We start from the raw sequence: 15675 nt of genomic DNA on the forward strand, positions 1-15675 counted from the left end.
GGGACTCTTCGTTCATGGTGTATCGGCCGAGTCGGTGGCGGGCGTTGCCAGCGGCAGGCTGAGGACGAACGCGGTGCCGCCGCCGGCAGGGTGTTCGACGCTCAGGGCGCCTTTGGCCGCAGCGGCCAGGCTGGCCGACAGCGTCAGGCCCAGGCCCAGGCCGTGCTCGCCCGGTTTGGTGGTGAAGAAGGGTTCGAACAGGTGTTTGCGCGCTTCATGGTCGATGCCGTGGCCATTGTCGCGTACCCGCAGGCGGTAGCGGTCGCCGGCCAGTTCGCCCTCCAGCCAAAGTTGCGGGTGGGCTTGGGCGGTCATGGCGTCCAGCGCGTTGCCGATCAGGTTGACCAGGATCTGTTCCAGCCGGGTCTGGTCGATGGCCAGTGCCTGGTCGTCGAAATCGCGGTGCAATTGCAGGCCGCAGGCACCGATACGGTTGGCCAGCACCTGCAAGGTGGCCTCCACCGCGCTATCGAGCGACGCCAGGCCGCTGTCTTCGCCGCGACGGGCGAAGGAACGCAGACTCGCGGTGATCCGGCCCATGCGGTCGATCAGGTCGTTCATGGTGCGTAGATTGGTGCTGGCGGTGTCCAGGGCGCCGCGTTCGAGGAAGCGCACGGTATTACCCGAGAGCGTGCGCAGCGCCGCCAGTGGCTGGTTGAGCTCGTGGGCGATGCTGGTGGACATCTGTCCAATGGCGGCCAGCTTGCCGGCCTGGACCAGCTCGTCCTGGGCGTGACGCAAGGTTTGTTCGGCATGACGGCGTTCGCGGATCTGACCTTTGAGCCGCTCGTTGCTGGCGCGCAGATCGGCGGTACGCTCGGCGATCCGCCGTTCCAACTGGCTGTTGGCTTCTTCCAGCGCTTCGCGGGCCGCCAGGCGGGTGGCGATCACCTTGCGCCGCTCGTTCCAGGCGATGCCGAGGATCGCCAGCAGGGCGAAGGCGACGCCTACCAGGATGCCTTGGATCATCGACTCGCGGTGCAAGTCCTGCAACGGGGTGAGCAGGGTGAAGTGCCAGGGTGTATCGGCCAGACGTCGGGTCTGTGCCAGGTAGGTGACTTCGTGGCTGGCGTCCTGGCCGCTGTCGCGGCTGGCCGGGAAGGTGAGCTTCTCCACGCCATCGCCCAGGGCTTCTCGCGCCAGAGGGTGCAGCTCGTTGAGCGGCCACCAGTAGTACTGCAGGCTGCGCGCCAGGTCCTCCTTGACCTGAGGGGTCAGCGGGCGGACCGATTTGAGCCGGCGCGCCGGATCGCTGGAGAGAATGATGATGCCGTTCTCGTCGCTGACGAAGGCTTCCAGGCGCGCGCGCTGCCAGCGCTCCTCCAGCGTGTCCAGGCGCACCTTGATCACTGCCACGCCGATGATCCGACCGTGCTCCTCCAGGCCGTGGGCCAGGTAATAGCCGGCCTCGCCAGTGGTACTGCCGATGCCGTAGAAGCGCCCTGGTTGGCCGCGCACGGCATCCTGGAAATAGGCGCGGAAGGCCAGGTCCTCACCCAGGAACGAGTCGGGGTCTCGCCAGTTGCTGGTGGCCTGGACCCGGCCGTTGGTGTCCAGCACATAGATGGCCCGGCTGCGGCTGCGCCGGTTCAGGCCTTCGAGGTATTCGTTGACCGCCTGGCGTGGACCGCCGTCGGGGTCGGCGAGCAATTGCGAAACGCTGTCTTCGAGTTCCAGCAGGCTGGGCAGGTAGGTGTACTTGCTGATTTCGCTCTCGACCGTGCGCGCATGCAGCTCGAGCTGGCGTTCGCCGTTCTCGCTGAGGGTGCGGATGCCGTTGCTCTCGCTGATCATGTAGCCGACCGACCCCAGGCCGACCATCAGCAGGATGATCAGAGGCGGTAGAAACAGTTGGCGGATCAGGCGGGATTTCACGGCAGGCTGTGCAGGGCGAAGAAGCGAGGGATCGCATTTCATCACAGTGGCCTTGTCACCACCAGCGTGCGCCGCCTTGGCGGACGGCGCACGCCTGGCGCATCAGTGCTGCAGGATCTTGCTGAGGAAGTGCTGGGTGCGTTCATGACGCGCTTCGGGTTTACCGAAGAAGTCTTCCTTCTGGCAGTCCTCGATGATGTGGCCCTTGTCCATGAAAATGACCCGGTTGGCGACCTTGCGTGCGAAGCCCATTTCATGGGTGACGCACATCATGGTCATGCCCTCATGGGCCAACTCGACCATCACGTCCAGCACCTCGTTGACCATTTCCGGGTCCAGCGCCGAGGTCGGTTCGTCGAACAGCATGACGATCGGGTCCATCGACAGCGCCCGGGCAATCGCCACGCGCTGTTGCTGACCGCCGGAAAGCTGACCGGGGTGCTTCTTGGCGTGGGCGCCCAGGCCCACGCGGTCGAGCAGGGCCAAGCCTTTCTTGGTGGCTTCGGCTTCGCTGCGCCCAAGCACTTTGCGCTGAGCGATGGTCAGGTTCTCGGTGATCGACAGGTGCGGGAACAGCTCGAAGTGCTGGAACACCATGCCGACCCGCGAGCGCAGCTTCGGCAGGTTGGTCTTCGGGTCGGCGATCGAGGTGCCGTCGACCACGATGTCGCCCTTCTGGAAGGGCTCCAGCGCGTTGACGCACTTGATCAGGGTGGACTTGCCCGAGCCGGACGGGCCGCAGACCACCACCACTTCGCCTTTCTTGACTTCGGTGGTGCAGTCGGTCAGTACCTGGAAGTCCCCGTACCACTTGTTGACGTTCTTGATGGAAATCATACGGTGATCCTTTTTTGCAGGCGCTTGACCAACCAGGAGGCGGAGAAACTGATGATGAAGTACACGACACCGGCAAAGATCAGGAACTCGTGGGAGCGCCCGATGATGTCGCCGTTGGCGCGTGCCGAGTTGAGGAAGTCGATCAGACCCACGGTGTATACCAGCGAGGTGTCCTGGAACAGGATGATGCTCTGCTGCAGCAGCAACGGAGTCATCTTGCGAAATGCCTGGGGCAGGATGATCAGGCGCATGCACTGTCCGTAGGACATCCCCAGGGCTTGGGCGGCGCCCATCTGGCCTTTGGAGATCGACTGCACACCGGCGCGCACGATTTCGCAGAAGTAGGCAGCCTCGAACATCATGAAGGCCACGACGCAGGAGGTGAAGGCGCCGATCGGGGTGTCTTCACCGGTGATCCAGCGCAACACGAAGGGCACGGCCAGGTAGAACCAGGTGATTACCAGCAGCAGTGGGATCGAGCGGAAGTAGTTGACATAGGCCCCTGCCAGGTTGGCCATCAGCTTGCTCGAGGACAGGCGCATCAGCGCCAGCAAGGTGCCCAGCACGATACCGCCGACCACGCCCATGACCATCAGTTGCAGGGTGATCAGCATGCCATCCCACAGGGCTGGCAGTGCGGGGATGATTTCACTGAAATCCAGGTCCATCATTTACCTCCCACGGAAATCAGGCCCGGCACGGCGACTTTCCTCTCGATCAAGCGCATGAGCAGCATCAAGCTCATGTTCAAGGTGAAGTAGATCAGCGTGGCCAGGGTAAAGGCCTCGAACAGGTTGGCGGAGAACTCGGCGGTTTGCTTGGTCTGTGCCAGCAACTCCATCAGACCGATCAGCGACGCTACCGACGAATTCTTGAACACGTTGAGGAATTCGGAAGTGAGCGGCGGGATGATGATCCGATAGGCTTGCGGCAGCAGCACGTTCATGTAGATCTGCGTCAGGCTGAAGCCCATCGCCCGCCCGGCCGATTCCTGTCCGCGGGGCAGGGCCTGGATGCCGGTGCGTACCTGCTCGCACACGCGCGCGGCGGTGAACAGGCCCAGGCAGATGACTACGCTGATCAGTGCCGAGGTGGTCGGGTTGAGATCCTGCTTGAACCATTCCTGCAGGCCTTCGGGCAGCAGGTCCGGTACCAGGAAGTACCAGATGAACAACTGCACCAGCAGCGGTACGTTGCGGAACAGTTCCACATAAGCGGTGGCGATGCCCGATACGAGGCGATTCGGCACGGTACGCATCACGCCCAGCAGCGATCCCAGCAGCAAGGCGATGATCCAGGCTGAAACGGCGATGGCAATGGTCCAGCCCAGACCGGTGATGTACCAGTCCAGGTAGATTTCGTCGCCCACGCCGGTGGACTTGAAGAAAACGCCCCAGTCCCAGTTGTAATTCATCGGGATTTCCCCTCAGACGGTTGTTTCACGGGCACCTTTGAACTTCCAAGGGCGCAGGCGCCCTTGGAAGTAAAGGTTAGACACTAATGAGTGGCCTGTCGGATCGATTGCGGTGCGTTGGAGCACCAGGCCACTAGCTACTGGAGGTCAGGACTTCTTTTCGTCCGCAGCCTTGTCGGTAGGCTCGGCAATCAGCTTTTTCAGTTCGTCGCTCATTGGGAATTGCAGGTTCAGACCCTTCGGCGGAATCGGCTGCTCGAACCATTTGTTGTAGCTCTTCTCGACAGCGCCCGACTTGTAGTAGGCAATGATGGCGTCGTCGACTGCTTTTTTGAACTGGGGATCGTCCTTACGCACCATGCAACCATAGATTTCGTAGGATTGCGGGGTGCCAGTAATGACCCAGTCGGTCGGTTTCTTGGCCTTGGCCATCTCGCCGGCCAGCAGGGCGTCGTCCATCATGAAGGCGACTGCACGACCGCTTTCGAGCATGTTGAAGGCTTCACCGTGGTCCTTGGCGGAGATCACGTTCATCTTCATGTTTTTCTCGGCGTTCATCGCTTTGAGCAGACGCTCAGAGGTGGTGCCCGCGGTGGTGACGACGTTCTTGCCCGCCAGGTCCGGGAAGTCTTTGTACGCCGGCTGACCGTCCTTGACCTTGGTCAGCAAGCGAGTGCCGACTTCGAAGATGCCCACGGTAAAGCCAACTTGTTGCTGGCGTTCGACGTTGTTGGTGGTGGAGCCGCACTCCAGGTCAACGGTGCCGTTCTGCACCAGCGGGATGCGGTTCTGGGAAGTGACGAGCTTGTAATCGACCTTGATATCGGTGCCCAGCTGCTTTTTCAGCGCCTCGACCACGGCCAGTTGGACATCATGGGAGTAACCCTGAGGAACGGTGCCGCCCGTCAGGTACGAGAAGGGAATGGAAGAGTCGCGATGACCCAGGCTGATGGTGCCGGAATCCTTGATCTTCTTGAGCGTGCCGGTCAGCTCTTCAGCCATGACCGGCGAAGCGATGACGGCGGCGGCGATTGCAGCGCCCAGCAATTGACGAACGATACGCATCAAATTTTCCTCGACGTTTGTTTTTCTTATGGAGCCGTTGGCGGACTCTTCGTTCAACGAACACACCGTGGGGGAGGGTGTTCGGCTTTTAAGTGTAGAGCATGACTCGTGCCAAACTCAGATATCGATCATAACGTCTGAATTTACTTGGCTTAAGTCTTTTCTGGATCGCCAGATGAACAGTCCGTGTGCGGTTTTCCGAATAGGGTGTGCTTGCTCGTTCGGAATGCCGAACGAGAAGGTTGGTGGCCAAGTGGGTATTAGCTGATTACCACCAGGGTCTGCCCAGAAGCGGGTGTGCTGATGGACACCACCAGCGAGACGCAACCATGACCCCTGTTCTGCATCCTGAATCCGTCGATACCTTCATCGCCTCTCGTTTGCCGCCTTGGTTAACCCAGGCAGGTCTCGATCAGTTCACACTCTACCGCCGTGCCTTGTTCACCCACCGGGCGTCTGCCGAGCGTCTGGCGGCACTGCTCGACAGCATCCCAACGCTCGACGACTTCGCCGAACAGCGGCTGGGCCAAGCGCTCAAGGCCAGGGGCGTGCCTCAGACCGACCTGCGTCGTTCCTGCGTACGCATCACCCGGCAGGTCAAGGCGCCTTCGGTCGGTACCGCTCTGCCGGGGCCGGTATATCCGGTGGTGTCGCAGCAAAGCTTGCTCGGCGCGGCGTTGCACAATTTTCATGTGGCGGAGACCCGTCCACATTTCATGCGCACTGGGCAATTGCTGGACCCCCAGGGCAAGCCTCTGCCGTTGGGGCTGGAGGCTTTCGCTGGGCTGTGTCGTCAGGTGGACATCGGCAAAGCCTACCAGGCGCGACTAGAGCAATGCCTGCGCCCGGCCGATGTTCCTGGGCAGCCCCCCGGAGAGGGGCGCAGGGTCGTGAATCGTGTCTTCGAGGAGAGCTGGCGTGCCAGCCTGGAGTTGGCCGTGCGTACGGCCAGGTTGAAAGACGAGCTGGACGAGACCCGCTACCTGCAACTCCTCCCGCTGTTCGCGCGCCCCCCCGTCGTGCCGACATTGCCAGTGATGCTCACGACGTGCCAGCCCTACCTGCTCGGCAAGTGCCTGCGAGGCGTGGTGGGCATCGAGGTTCGGGATGTCGGAAAAACCGAGCTCAGCGCGGTGTTGATCTGGATTGCAAACGATCCTGAGCGTCCGATGAGCTGCCATCGGTCCTGGGACGCCTTCTACCGCGCCCAGGCCGAACGTCTTCGACAGGTCGGTTATCAGCGCTTCTTCCAGCATTTGGTCAGCCTGCGTGATCGCCCACAGTTCCTCAGCGTGCTGAGAGCACGGCTGGCCAAGCTCGACGCATCGCAGGCCGATCATCTGGATGGTCGCGCCCTGCCGCTGGCAGAACCGCTGTTTTCCCACTTACGCCAGCAGCAGATCGATACCCTCTTCGACGACGCGCGATTGCTGGCGGTACCCACGGGTGACGAGGACGAGGAAGACCGGCAGCAACGTCTGCAAAGCTACTTATCGTTGGGCATGGACTTGGTAGGCATGGCAGGGTTCTTCGTTCCGCTGCTGGGTCAGGCGCTACTGGTGGTTGGCGTGGCGCAGATCGCCAATGACATTTATGAGGGGTACGAGGACTGGCAGATCGGTGACCGCAAAGGGGCCATCGACCATGCATTGAGTATTGCCGAGCAAGTGGTGATTGGCGCTGTGGTGTCGGTAGGCGGCGCTGCTGTGGCACAGCGGCTGCCGCGCCTGGACTTCGTCGACGCCCTGGCACCGGTACGCCTGGATGATGGCCAGGTGCGGTTAATGGATCCGCAACTGGCCGGCTACTACCGGCCGGAGGCTGCTCAAGCGATCGCGGTGGGGCAAAGCCGCTTCGGGCTTGCGTTCGAAGAGGGTGGAGATTCGGCACGTATCGTTCATCCATCACGCCCCGAGGCATACCCTCCGCGCGTGTCGAGCAATGGCGCGTCCGGCTGGCGACACGAGCTTGAGCGGCCACAGCATTGGCAAGGCGCTCGTGAGTTGCTGAGCCGATTTGGCGACGGCTTCGGCGACATTCCCGATACAGTGGCCGAGGATGTACTACAGATCACAGGTATGAGTCAGGATCAATTGCGTCGCCTGCATCTGGAGAGCGCGCCGGCGCCGGCCCGGCTGGCCGATCTGGTAGACCTGCTTCGTCTGCACCAAGCTCAGCCGGATGCCGGGATGGCTGCACTGGAGGAACAACAGTTCTTGCGCCAACGTCCGAGCTCGACCCATGAACGTCTGCTCAAGGACAGTTTTCCAGGACTCACGCTGCGCTGCATCCAGGAACTGCTGGAGCGGTCGGGCACCGCGGATATCGAACGGCTGACCAGCGCCGGACGCGTGCCTCTCTCGCTCGCCGAGCACGCGCGCTGGGCCTTGCGCCAGCGCCGACTGGATCGCGCCTGTGCGGGGTTGCGCTGGCCATGGGCGAGCTCTGCGGACAGTGAGCAACTGGCGCTGGGGCTGCTGGATCAGCATGCGCCCTGGCCGGACTCTGTGCGTGTCGAAGTGCGCGACACGACCGCGCAAGGCCCGTTGTTGGCCAGTCATGGCTCTCTGCAGGCGTCGGAGCTGCTGACGGTCGTCCGCGCAGCCGATGGCTATCGAGTGCAGGGCACCGACGCCCCTTCGAATCACGTGATCGGTGCATTATTGAGCCGGCTGACTACGCAGCAGCGCAGCGTTCTGGGCCAAAGTGCGTCCAGCGAAGCGGCGCTATTGGCCAAGGTCACTCACGCTATCGATCGTGAACGCGCTGCATCGATACTGGGCATGAAGGGTGACCGGGCTGGCTTCGCGCCACCCCGTCGATTCGCCGACGGTCGGCTGGGCTACCCGCTCAGCGGGCGTGCCGGGGGAGATCGACAGGCGATACGACGCGGTATTCATCAGATTTATCCAACGCTCGATGCCCTGCAACTGGATGCCTATCTGGAGTCCTTGGGTCAGCAGCGGGTGGGCCTTTGGGAGCATTATGCGCAGTTGCAAGACCAGTTGGGCCGGCTGCGCCAGGCGCTGGCGAGTTGGCAGAGAAACTGGTCGAATCCGCTCGATGCGCTCAGGCGTCGCCGCGTGGCCACGTCGATTCGCCGTAGCTGGCGACGCAAAGTCACCGATCAGGCGGAGGACTTCGTACTGCTCATCGATGGCGAGTCGGTCGGCAGCCTGCCTCGCTTGCCCTCAGACGTGAGCTTTGCGCACATACGCCGTCTGCGCCTGCGCAACATGGCGCTCGAAGACATCGACAACGGATTTCTCGGGCGCTTCGAGAGGTTGATCGAGCTGGATCTGAGCGCCAATCGGCTGCAGGCCATTCCACAGGCCATCGAGCAGATGCCCCGACTTCGCGAGCTACGTCTGGCCAACAACCGCATCAGCCTGACGGCTGCTGGCGAACGCACCTTGTCAATGCTGCACGAGCTGGAGGTGCTTGACCTGAGCCACAATCCGCTGGGGCGTGCTCCGGCACTCACGCAGTTGCGACGTCTGCGCGAAGTGCGCCTGCGCGATGCCGGTCTCAATGCGCTGCCCGAGCAGGTCAGTTGGCGCGGTAGGGTGGACGTGCGTGACAACCAGATTCGCCAGTTGCGCGAGGATTTGCGTCAGTTGCGCGACCAGCTAGAGCGAACGGCGCTACATGACAATCCTCTGAACGAGGCCAGCGAGGCTTTGGCCGACCAGGCGGCGGGGATTGCGTCCGGGGTTCGCGGCAGCCCGTCGTTCCGGCATGCTCCCGTGGACATCGCGTTGCGCGATGCGTGGGTTGGCGATGTCAGTGCGCAACTGCGCGACAGGCGCCGTGCGATCTGGGCGGCGTTACAGGGGGAAGCGGAATCGGTAGACCTGTTTCGGTTTCTCGCCGACCTGCTCGAGAGTGAAGAGGCCGAGTCCTACCCCCAGTACTACCGCAAACGCGTATGGCAGATCCTGCAAGCGTGCGAACAGCACACGGCACTGCGTCAACGGTTGTTTCTGGAGGCGGCAGGGCCTGGCACCTGTGAGGATCGCTTGACATTGGTGCTCGAGCAGATGGAGATCGCCGTCATGGCCCAAGGTGTCCTGGCTGCGGGCAACGCAACTGAATCAGAAGCGAATCTGGTCGCGCTTGGCCGGGGGCTGTTCCGCCTCGACGAAGTCGATCGCATTGCCTCGCGGCATATCGTGCGCATGCGCGAGGAACCCATGGCGGTGGTGGACGAGATCGAGGTGCGCTTGTATTACCGGCAGAGGTTGCTCAGGCCGCTGGCATTACCGATCAATGCTGACGAAATGTATTACGAAAGCTTCGCAAACGTCACCACCAGCCACCTTTCGGCGGCGCAGCAGGAGGTGCTGGCTGCAGAAACGCCCAGGGTCCTGGCTGAATCGATTGCTCAACGACCTTTCTGGGGCGAGCAGATGCGCGTCCTGCACCCGCAGCGCTTCGACGCGCTGGCAGACCAGTTCCATGGTCGGATGGAAGCGTTGGAGGCGCAGGTCGAGCGTCACGCGATCGACGAGTGGACATATGAACTGCGCAGCAGGGGGCTCAAGTACGAGTACGAGATAGCCGAGAGCAGATTGTTGCGCACGATGGCAGAGCAGGCCCTGCGACGTCTGCAGTGATGTCGCCCGAGCCGGGGCCGGTCATGAGTCCCGGCCCGCGGAATTCAGGCGGCTGCCCGATGAAGTCTGTGTTGTAGATAGTCGGCCAAAGCCTGTTGCTCGGCGGGGGTGGTGAACAAACCCAGCTTGGTTCGACGCCAGAGGATGTCGTCAGCGGACACCGCCCACTCTTGCTCGCACAGATAATCCACCTCGCGGGCGAACAGGCCGCCGCCGATGGCCTGGCCAAGATCGTCCGGCCCCTGCACATCCTGCAGCAAACGCCAGACACGGTTGCCATAGGTGACCGCCCAGCGCTTGGCGATGTCCTGTGCCAGCCAGCCGTGGGCCGCCAACAGGGCTTGCACCAACGCTTGCACGCTGGTCATGTCCTCACCGCCGGGCAGCGCCGAGGTGGCGGTCCAACTGCCGCGCATCTGGGGAAAGAACGGCTTGAGTTCGGCCATCGCCGACTCGGCCAGTTTGCGGTAGGTGGTCAGCTTGCCGCCGAACACCGACAGCAGAGGCGCCTGATCGGCGTGGCGTGACAGTGCCAAGGTGTAGTCACGGGTGACTGCCGAGGGGTTGTCGGACTCGTCGTTGCACAGCGGGCGCACGCCGGAGTAGGTGTGCTGGATGTCGACACGCGATAGCTGATGGTTGAAATGGGCATTGACCACGTTCAGCAGGTAATCGGTCTCGGCCTCGGTGATCGCAACTTGCGCCGGATCGCCGCTGTATTCGCGGTCGGTGGTGCCGATCAGGGTGAAACGGTCCAGATAGGGGATGCAGAAGACGATACGCTGATCTTCGTTTTGCAGGATGTAGGCCTGCTCACCTTCGTACAAGCGCGGCACGATCAGGTGGCTACCTTGGATCAGGCGAATGCCGTAGGGCGCGTCCAGTTTCAGATCGTCCTTGATGAAGCTGGCCACCCAAGGGCCGGCGGCATTGACCAGCGCGCGGGCCCGAATGCTCTGCAGACGACCGTCGGCATGCTGCAACTCCACCTGCCACACGCCATCGACGCGCTCGGCGCGCAGGCAGCGGGTGCGGGTCTGGATAGTCGCTCCTTGCTCACGGGCGGCCATGGCGTTGAGCACCACCAGGCGGGCATCGTCGACCCAGCAGTCGGCATATTCGAAACCGCGGCTGATCTCGGGCTTGAGCGGGTAGCCCGGACCGAAGCGCAGGCTGCGCGAGGCGCCCAGGCGTTTGCGCTTGCCGAGGTGATCGTAGAGGAACAGGCCGGCGCGAATCATCCAGGCCGGGCGCAGGTGCGGGCGGTGTGGCAGGACGAAGCGCATGGGCTTGACGATATGCGGCGCCTTGGCCAGCAACACTTCGCGCTCGGCCAAGGCTTCGCGGACCAGACGGAATTCGTAGTGTTCCAGGTAGCGCAGGCCACCGTGAATGAGCTTGCTGCTGGCCGAGGAGGTGTGCTGAGCCAGGTCGTCCCGCTCGCAGAGAAACACCTTCAGGCCACGCCCGGCAGCGTCCGCCGCGATGCCGACGCCATTGATGCCGCCGCCGATCACGGCAAGGTCATAGCACTCTGCGGGGGTCGATGGGGTCTGTGGGGACTGGGACACGGGCAAGGCCTCCTGGGCACGGCTCACAGCGAATGTGAACATCGATGTTCGTTTGCGAAAATACTAGCGCAACAAAACGGCCCTTTCCAGTCGCGATCAATAGAAAATACTGATCGCTTACGGACTAAATGAACATTTGTGAACATGAGATGACGGCCGCGCCGGGTCGTCCCCGGCGGGCGCCGTCCAGGAAGGCTCAGACGACCTCGAGGCGAACTTTGTTCTGGTTCAGCAACTGCGAAAGCGCCGGGGTCGGCGTCTGGTCGGTGACCAGGCAGTCGATCAGGTTGATCGAACCCAGTCGCACCATGGCGTTGCGCCCGAACTTACTGGAGTCGGCCGCGAGCAGCACTTGTCGAGCGTTGGCGATGATCGCCTGGGAGACGCGCACTTCCTGATAGTCGAAGTCCAGCAGGCTGCCGTCTTCGTCGATCCCGCTGATACCGACCACGGCGAAATCCACCTTGAACTGGCTGATGAAGTCGACGCTGGCCTGGCCGACCACGCCGCCGTCACGGCGCACGGTGCCGCCGGCCACCAGTACCTCGAAGTCGTCCTTGGCGGCGAGGATCGAGGCCACGTGCAGGTTGTTGGTGATCACCTTGAGGTGGTTGTGGTTGAGCAGGGCGCGGGCGATGGATTCGGTGGTGGTGCCGATGTTGATGAACAGCGAGGCGTGATCGGGAATCTGCCGGGCCACGGCTTCGGCGATGCGCTGCTTTTCGTCGCGCATCTGGTCGGCGCGCATGGCATAGGCGGTGTTCTCGACGCTCGAGTCGTAGGCGGCGCCACCGTGATAGCGACGCAGCAGGTTGGCTTCGGCCAATTGGTTGATGTCGCGGCGGATGGTCTGGGGGGTGACGACGAACAGTTGGGCCATTTCCTCGATACTGACGTAGCCGCGTTCGCGCACCAGTTCGAGAATTTGTTGTTGGCGGGGGGGCAGATTCATGGGCGGTCCTTTGGGGCTGCCGGACAAATGCTGCAATGATGCCGTAGGACGGGGATGTCGGCCAGTGGCGTATCCCACCGCTGCGTCCTGGCCCTGTAGGCGCGGCGAAGCACCGCGCCTACAGGGTGCAGCAGGCTTCAGTCGGTGTGATCTTCCCAGTCACGGGTGCGCTCGACGGCTTTCTTCCAGCCGGCATACAGCTTTTCTTTGTGCGCGTCGTCCAGTTGTGGGCTGAACTCACGCTCGATGATCGCCTTGTCGCGCAACTCGTCCAGGCTGCCCCAGAACCCGCAGGCCAGGCCCGCCAGGTAGGCAGCGCCCAGGGCGGTGGTCTCGCGCATCTTCGGCCGCTCGACACAGGTACCGAGAATGTCGGCCTGGAACTGCATGAGGAAGTTGTTGGCTACCGCACCGCCGTCCACGCGCAGTTCGGACAGGCGCTGGCCGCAGTCCTGCTGCATGGCGTCGAGCACGTCGCGGGTCTGGTAGGCGATCGACTCCAGCGCCGCGCGGATGATGTGATCGACTTTCACCCCACGGGTCAGGCCGAACAGCGCGCCGCGTGCGTAGGGATCCCAGTAGGGTGCGCCCAGGCCGGTGAAGGCTGGGACCAGGTAGACGCCGTTACTGTCCTTGACCTTGCTGGCGAAGTACTCGGTGTCCAGTGCGTCGTTGACGATCTTCAGTTCGTCGCGCAGCCACTGCACGGTGGAACCGCCGTTGAACACGGCGCCCTCCAGGGCGTAAGCCACCTCGCCGCGCGGTCCGCAGGCGATGGTGGTGAGCAAGCCGTGGGACGAGGTCACGGCCTTGTCGCCGGTGTTCATCAGCAGGAAGCAGCCGGTGCCATAGGTGTTCTTGGCCTGGCCAGGTTCCACACACATCTGGCCGAACAGCGCCGACTGCTGATCGCCCGCGATGCCGGCGATGGCGATGCCGCTCTTGGTGTGGCCGTAGACTTCGGACGAGGGGCGCACCTCGGGCAGCATCTGCCGCGGAATGCCGAGGATCTCCAGCAGTTTGTCGTCCCACTGCAGGCTATGGATGTTGAACATCAGCGTGCGCGAGGCATTGGTGTAGTCGGTGACATGCACCTTGCCGCCGGAGAATTTCCAGATCAGCCAGCTGTCGACGGTGCCGAACAGCAGTTCGCCGCGCTCGGCGCGCTCGCGCACGCCCTCGACGTTGTCCAGGATCCACTTCAGCTTGGTGCCGGAGAAGTAGGGGTCGGTGACCAGTCCCGTGGTTTCGCGAATGTACTGTTCGTGACCGTCACGCTTGAGCTGGGCGCAGATCTCGGTGCTGCGTCGGCACTGCCAGACGATGGCGTTGTACACCGGGCGCCCGGTTTCCTTGTCCCACACCACGGTGGTTTCGCGCTGGTTGGTGATGCCGATCGCGGCCACCTGGGCGTGGCTCAGGCCGGCCTGTGCCAGGGCTTCGACCATGGTTGCGCTCTGGGTGGCGAAGATTTCCATGGGGTCATGCTCGACCCAGCCGGCCTGCGGGTAGTGCTGGACGAACTCGCGCTGGGAGGTACCGACCACGTTGGCGTCGCGGTCGAAGATGATCGCCCGCGAACTGGTGGTGCCCTGGTCCAGGGCGATGATGTAGTGCTTATCCTGGGTGTCTGTCATGGTCGTTGCCTTGCACGAAATGGGTAGGGTCAGGGCTTCAAGGGGCCAGGTGGCTCAGTGCCGATCTCAGGAGGCCTGAGTATCGCCCTGGTTGACGGCCGCTGTCTGCGGTTGGGCGGCTTCGGCCGTCGGCAGGCTGCGGGCGATGAGTACGCGGTAGCCTGCGGCCCCCAGGCAAGCACCGAGAATCGGTGCCAGCAACGGGACCAGGAAGTACGGGATGTCGCGTGCGCCGGTGAAGGCAATATCGCCCCAGCCGGCAAAGAAGGTCATCAGTTTGGGACCGAAATCTCGGGCCGGATTCATGGCGAAGCCGGTCAGTGGGCCCATGGCGCTGCCGATCACCGCGATCAGCAGGCCGATCAGCAACGGCGCGGTGGCGCCGCGCGGCAGGCCGTTGTTGTCATCGGTCAGGGCCATGATCACGGCCATGAGGATGGCGGTGATGATCACTTCCACCAACGCCGCCTGGGCGGTGGACAGCGAGGGATGCGGGTAAGTGGAGAACACCGAGGCCAGCTCCAGGCTCGCCGGACTGCCGCGCAGCATGCCGTGGGCCTGTTCGAAATCGAAGAACAGCGTGCTGTACAGGCAATACACCAACGCAGCGCCACAGAACGCACCGGCTACCTGAGCGATCACGTAGAACGGCAGTTTGCGCTTCTCGAAACCGGCGAACAGCGTCAGCGCGATGCTGACCGCCGGATTCAGGTGAGCGCCCGATACCCCGGCACTGAGGTAGATCGCCATGCTGACGCCAACCCCCCAGATGATGCTGATTTCCCACAGGCCGAAGCTGGCGCCGGCGACCTTGAGCGCAGCGACGCAGCCGGTGCCGAAAAAGATCAGCAGTGCCGTACCCAGGAATTCGGCCATGCATTGGCCGCCAAGCGTCGGTTGTCGTAGAGCTGTGGTCATGGATGAACCTCGGTTCTTGTTGTTGTGAGACGCTGAGCGCTCAGCGGTTCTCGCCGGTAATCCATCCCCATGAATCATCAGCGAGTGTACGAATGTGCACTTTTTCTGTGCGTGTTTTCTTCAAAAACGAAAAAATATAGACAAGAAACGCTGATGTCAAAGGTCGAAAGTGAACGATCAGCCACATTTCGACTCACGACCGCGCAGTCGTTTGCGCACTGCTGGTGCAGGCGGCAGAAGGCCACTGGCTGGCCCCGGGCAATTGGCCTACAGTAGCCGCCGAGCCGATCCTGACTGGAGCTGTGCATGACCCCCGCCCTCGACCTGTTGAAGAACGCGCGCGCCGAACATCGCGTGCTCAGCTACGAACACGACCCAAAGTCCGCGTCCTATGGCCTGGAGGCTGCCGAGAAACTCGGGCTGGATCCGCAGCAGGTGTTCAAGACACTGCTGGCGTGCAGCGAGAAGGGAGAATTGCTGGTTGCGGTGGTGCCGGTGGTCGGCACGCTCGATCTGAAGGCGTTGGCCCATGCCGCCGGGGTGAAAAAGTGCGAGATGGCCGACCCTGCCGCCGCGCAGCGTGCCACCGGCTATTTGGTAGGCGGCATCAGTCCGCTGGGGCAGAAGAAGCGCTTGCGCACCTTCATCGATGCATCAGCGCAGCAGTTCGACAGTATTCATGTCAGTGCCGGACGGCGCGGCCTGGAGGTGGAACTGGCCGCTGCGGTGCTGGCCGAGCATACCAAGGGTGTGTTCGCCAGCATCGGCCGGGGCTGAGACGAGCGTCACA

At 62.8% G+C, this 15675-nt stretch carries 11 protein-coding genes; 2 read left to right on the forward strand and 9 right to left on the reverse strand.

The window, feature by feature from the left end:
* Positions 1 to 12: 12 nt before the first annotated feature.
* The 5 genes from NJ69_RS02260 to NJ69_RS02280 all read right to left on the reverse strand — a co-directional run bounded on the left by NJ69_RS02260 (position 13) and on the right by NJ69_RS02280 (position 5191).
* On the reverse strand, positions 13 to 1917 hold the full coding sequence (locus NJ69_RS02260) for a sensor histidine kinase (protein ID WP_039575921.1): 1905 nt from the start codon (positions 1915 to 1917) through the stop codon (positions 13 to 15).
* Positions 1918 to 1977: 60 nt separating this feature from the next.
* A complete protein-coding gene (locus NJ69_RS02265) occupies positions 1978 to 2712 on the reverse strand; it encodes an amino acid ABC transporter ATP-binding protein (protein WP_039575924.1) in 735 nt (244 codons plus the stop codon).
* Positions 2709 to 3380 (reverse strand): amino acid ABC transporter permease, encoded by a 672-nt coding sequence (locus NJ69_RS02270; protein WP_029614093.1) that lies wholly within the window; start codon positions 3378 to 3380, stop codon positions 2709 to 2711. Before NJ69_RS02270 ends, NJ69_RS02265 begins: the two co-directional genes overlap by 4 nt.
* On the reverse strand, positions 3380 to 4126 hold the full coding sequence (locus NJ69_RS02275; RefSeq protein WP_039575926.1) for an amino acid ABC transporter permease: 747 nt from the start codon (positions 4124 to 4126) through the stop codon (positions 3380 to 3382). Before NJ69_RS02275 ends, NJ69_RS02270 begins: the two co-directional genes overlap by 1 nt.
* Before the next feature lie 147 nt (positions 4127 to 4273).
* Positions 4274 to 5191, reverse strand: coding sequence for a glutamate/aspartate ABC transporter substrate-binding protein (locus NJ69_RS02280; RefSeq protein ID WP_029614092.1), 918 nt, complete (start codon positions 5189 to 5191; stop codon positions 4274 to 4276).
* Between the two features lie 329 nt (positions 5192 to 5520).
* Between NJ69_RS02280 and NJ69_RS02285 the strand changes: the two genes are divergently transcribed.
* Positions 5521 to 9807 (forward strand): NEL-type E3 ubiquitin ligase domain-containing protein, encoded by a 4287-nt coding sequence (locus tag NJ69_RS02285; protein WP_039575928.1) that lies wholly within the window; start codon positions 5521 to 5523, stop codon positions 9805 to 9807.
* 44 nt (positions 9808 to 9851) lie between these two features.
* Here the strand turns inward: NJ69_RS02285 and glpD are convergent, their stop codons facing one another.
* The 4 genes from glpD to NJ69_RS02305 form a co-directional block, all read right to left on the reverse strand.
* Positions 9852 to 11378: a glycerol-3-phosphate dehydrogenase gene (gene glpD / locus NJ69_RS02290; RefSeq protein ID WP_245219495.1), complete on the reverse strand. Its 1527-nt coding sequence runs from the start codon at positions 11376 to 11378 to the stop codon at positions 9852 to 9854.
* Positions 11379 to 11574: 196 nt separating this feature from the next.
* Positions 11575 to 12330 carry a DNA-binding transcriptional repressor GlpR gene (gene glpR / locus NJ69_RS02295; RefSeq protein ID WP_039575932.1) on the reverse strand — a complete coding sequence of 252 codons (756 nt, stop codon included), beginning with the start codon at positions 12328 to 12330 and terminating at the stop codon, positions 11575 to 11577.
* Positions 12331 to 12467: 137 nt separating this feature from the next.
* Positions 12468 to 13967, reverse strand: a complete 1500-nt coding sequence (gene glpK, locus NJ69_RS02300) for a glycerol kinase GlpK (RefSeq protein ID WP_039575934.1) — start codon at positions 13965 to 13967, stop codon at positions 12468 to 12470.
* A 66-nt stretch (positions 13968 to 14033) separates the two neighbouring features.
* Positions 14034 to 14885, reverse strand: a complete 852-nt coding sequence (locus NJ69_RS02305) for an MIP/aquaporin family protein (protein WP_039575936.1) — start codon at positions 14883 to 14885, stop codon at positions 14034 to 14036.
* Between the two features lie 306 nt (positions 14886 to 15191).
* Between NJ69_RS02305 and ybaK the strand changes: the two genes are divergently transcribed.
* The gene (ybaK, locus tag NJ69_RS02310; RefSeq protein ID WP_039575937.1) at positions 15192 to 15662 is read left to right on the forward strand and encodes a Cys-tRNA(Pro) deacylase; all 471 of its coding nucleotides are present in this window, start codon (positions 15192 to 15194) and stop codon (positions 15660 to 15662) included.
* Positions 15663 to 15675: the final 13 nt, after the last annotated feature.

The sequence above is a fragment of the Pseudomonas parafulva genome, assembly GCF_000800255.1.
GTDB lineage: Bacteria > Pseudomonadota > Gammaproteobacteria > Pseudomonadales > Pseudomonadaceae > Aquipseudomonas > Aquipseudomonas boreofloridensis.

What these genes read in the sequence shown, in the direction of transcription:
- glpR (WP_039575932.1), bottom strand. Translation starts at nt 12,330, where the DNA reads ATGAATCTGCCCCCCCGCCAACAACAAATTCTCGAACTGGTGCGCGAA.
- NJ69_RS02305 (WP_039575936.1), bottom strand. Translation starts at nt 14,885, where the DNA reads ATGACCACAGCTCTACGACAACCGACGCTTGGCGGCCAATGCATGGCC.
- glpK (WP_039575934.1), bottom strand. Translation starts at nt 13,967, where the DNA reads ATGACAGACACCCAGGATAAGCACTACATCATCGCCCTGGACCAGGGC.
- NJ69_RS02270 (WP_029614093.1), bottom strand. Translation starts at nt 3,380, where the DNA reads ATGGACCTGGATTTCAGTGAAATCATCCCCGCACTGCCAGCCCTGTGG.
- NJ69_RS02285 (WP_039575928.1), top strand. Translation starts at nt 5,521, where the DNA reads ATGACCCCTGTTCTGCATCCTGAATCCGTCGATACCTTCATCGCCTCT.
- ybaK (WP_039575937.1), top strand. Translation starts at nt 15,192, where the DNA reads ATGACCCCCGCCCTCGACCTGTTGAAGAACGCGCGCGCCGAACATCGC.
- NJ69_RS02260 (WP_039575921.1), bottom strand. Translation starts at nt 1,917, where the DNA reads ATGAAATGCGATCCCTCGCTTCTTCGCCCTGCACAGCCTGCCGTGAAA.
- NJ69_RS02280 (WP_029614092.1), bottom strand. Translation starts at nt 5,191, where the DNA reads ATGCGTATCGTTCGTCAATTGCTGGGCGCTGCAATCGCCGCCGCCGTC.
- NJ69_RS02265 (WP_039575924.1), bottom strand. Translation starts at nt 2,712, where the DNA reads ATGATTTCCATCAAGAACGTCAACAAGTGGTACGGGGACTTCCAGGTA.
- NJ69_RS02275 (WP_039575926.1), bottom strand. Translation starts at nt 4,126, where the DNA reads ATGAATTACAACTGGGACTGGGGCGTTTTCTTCAAGTCCACCGGCGTG.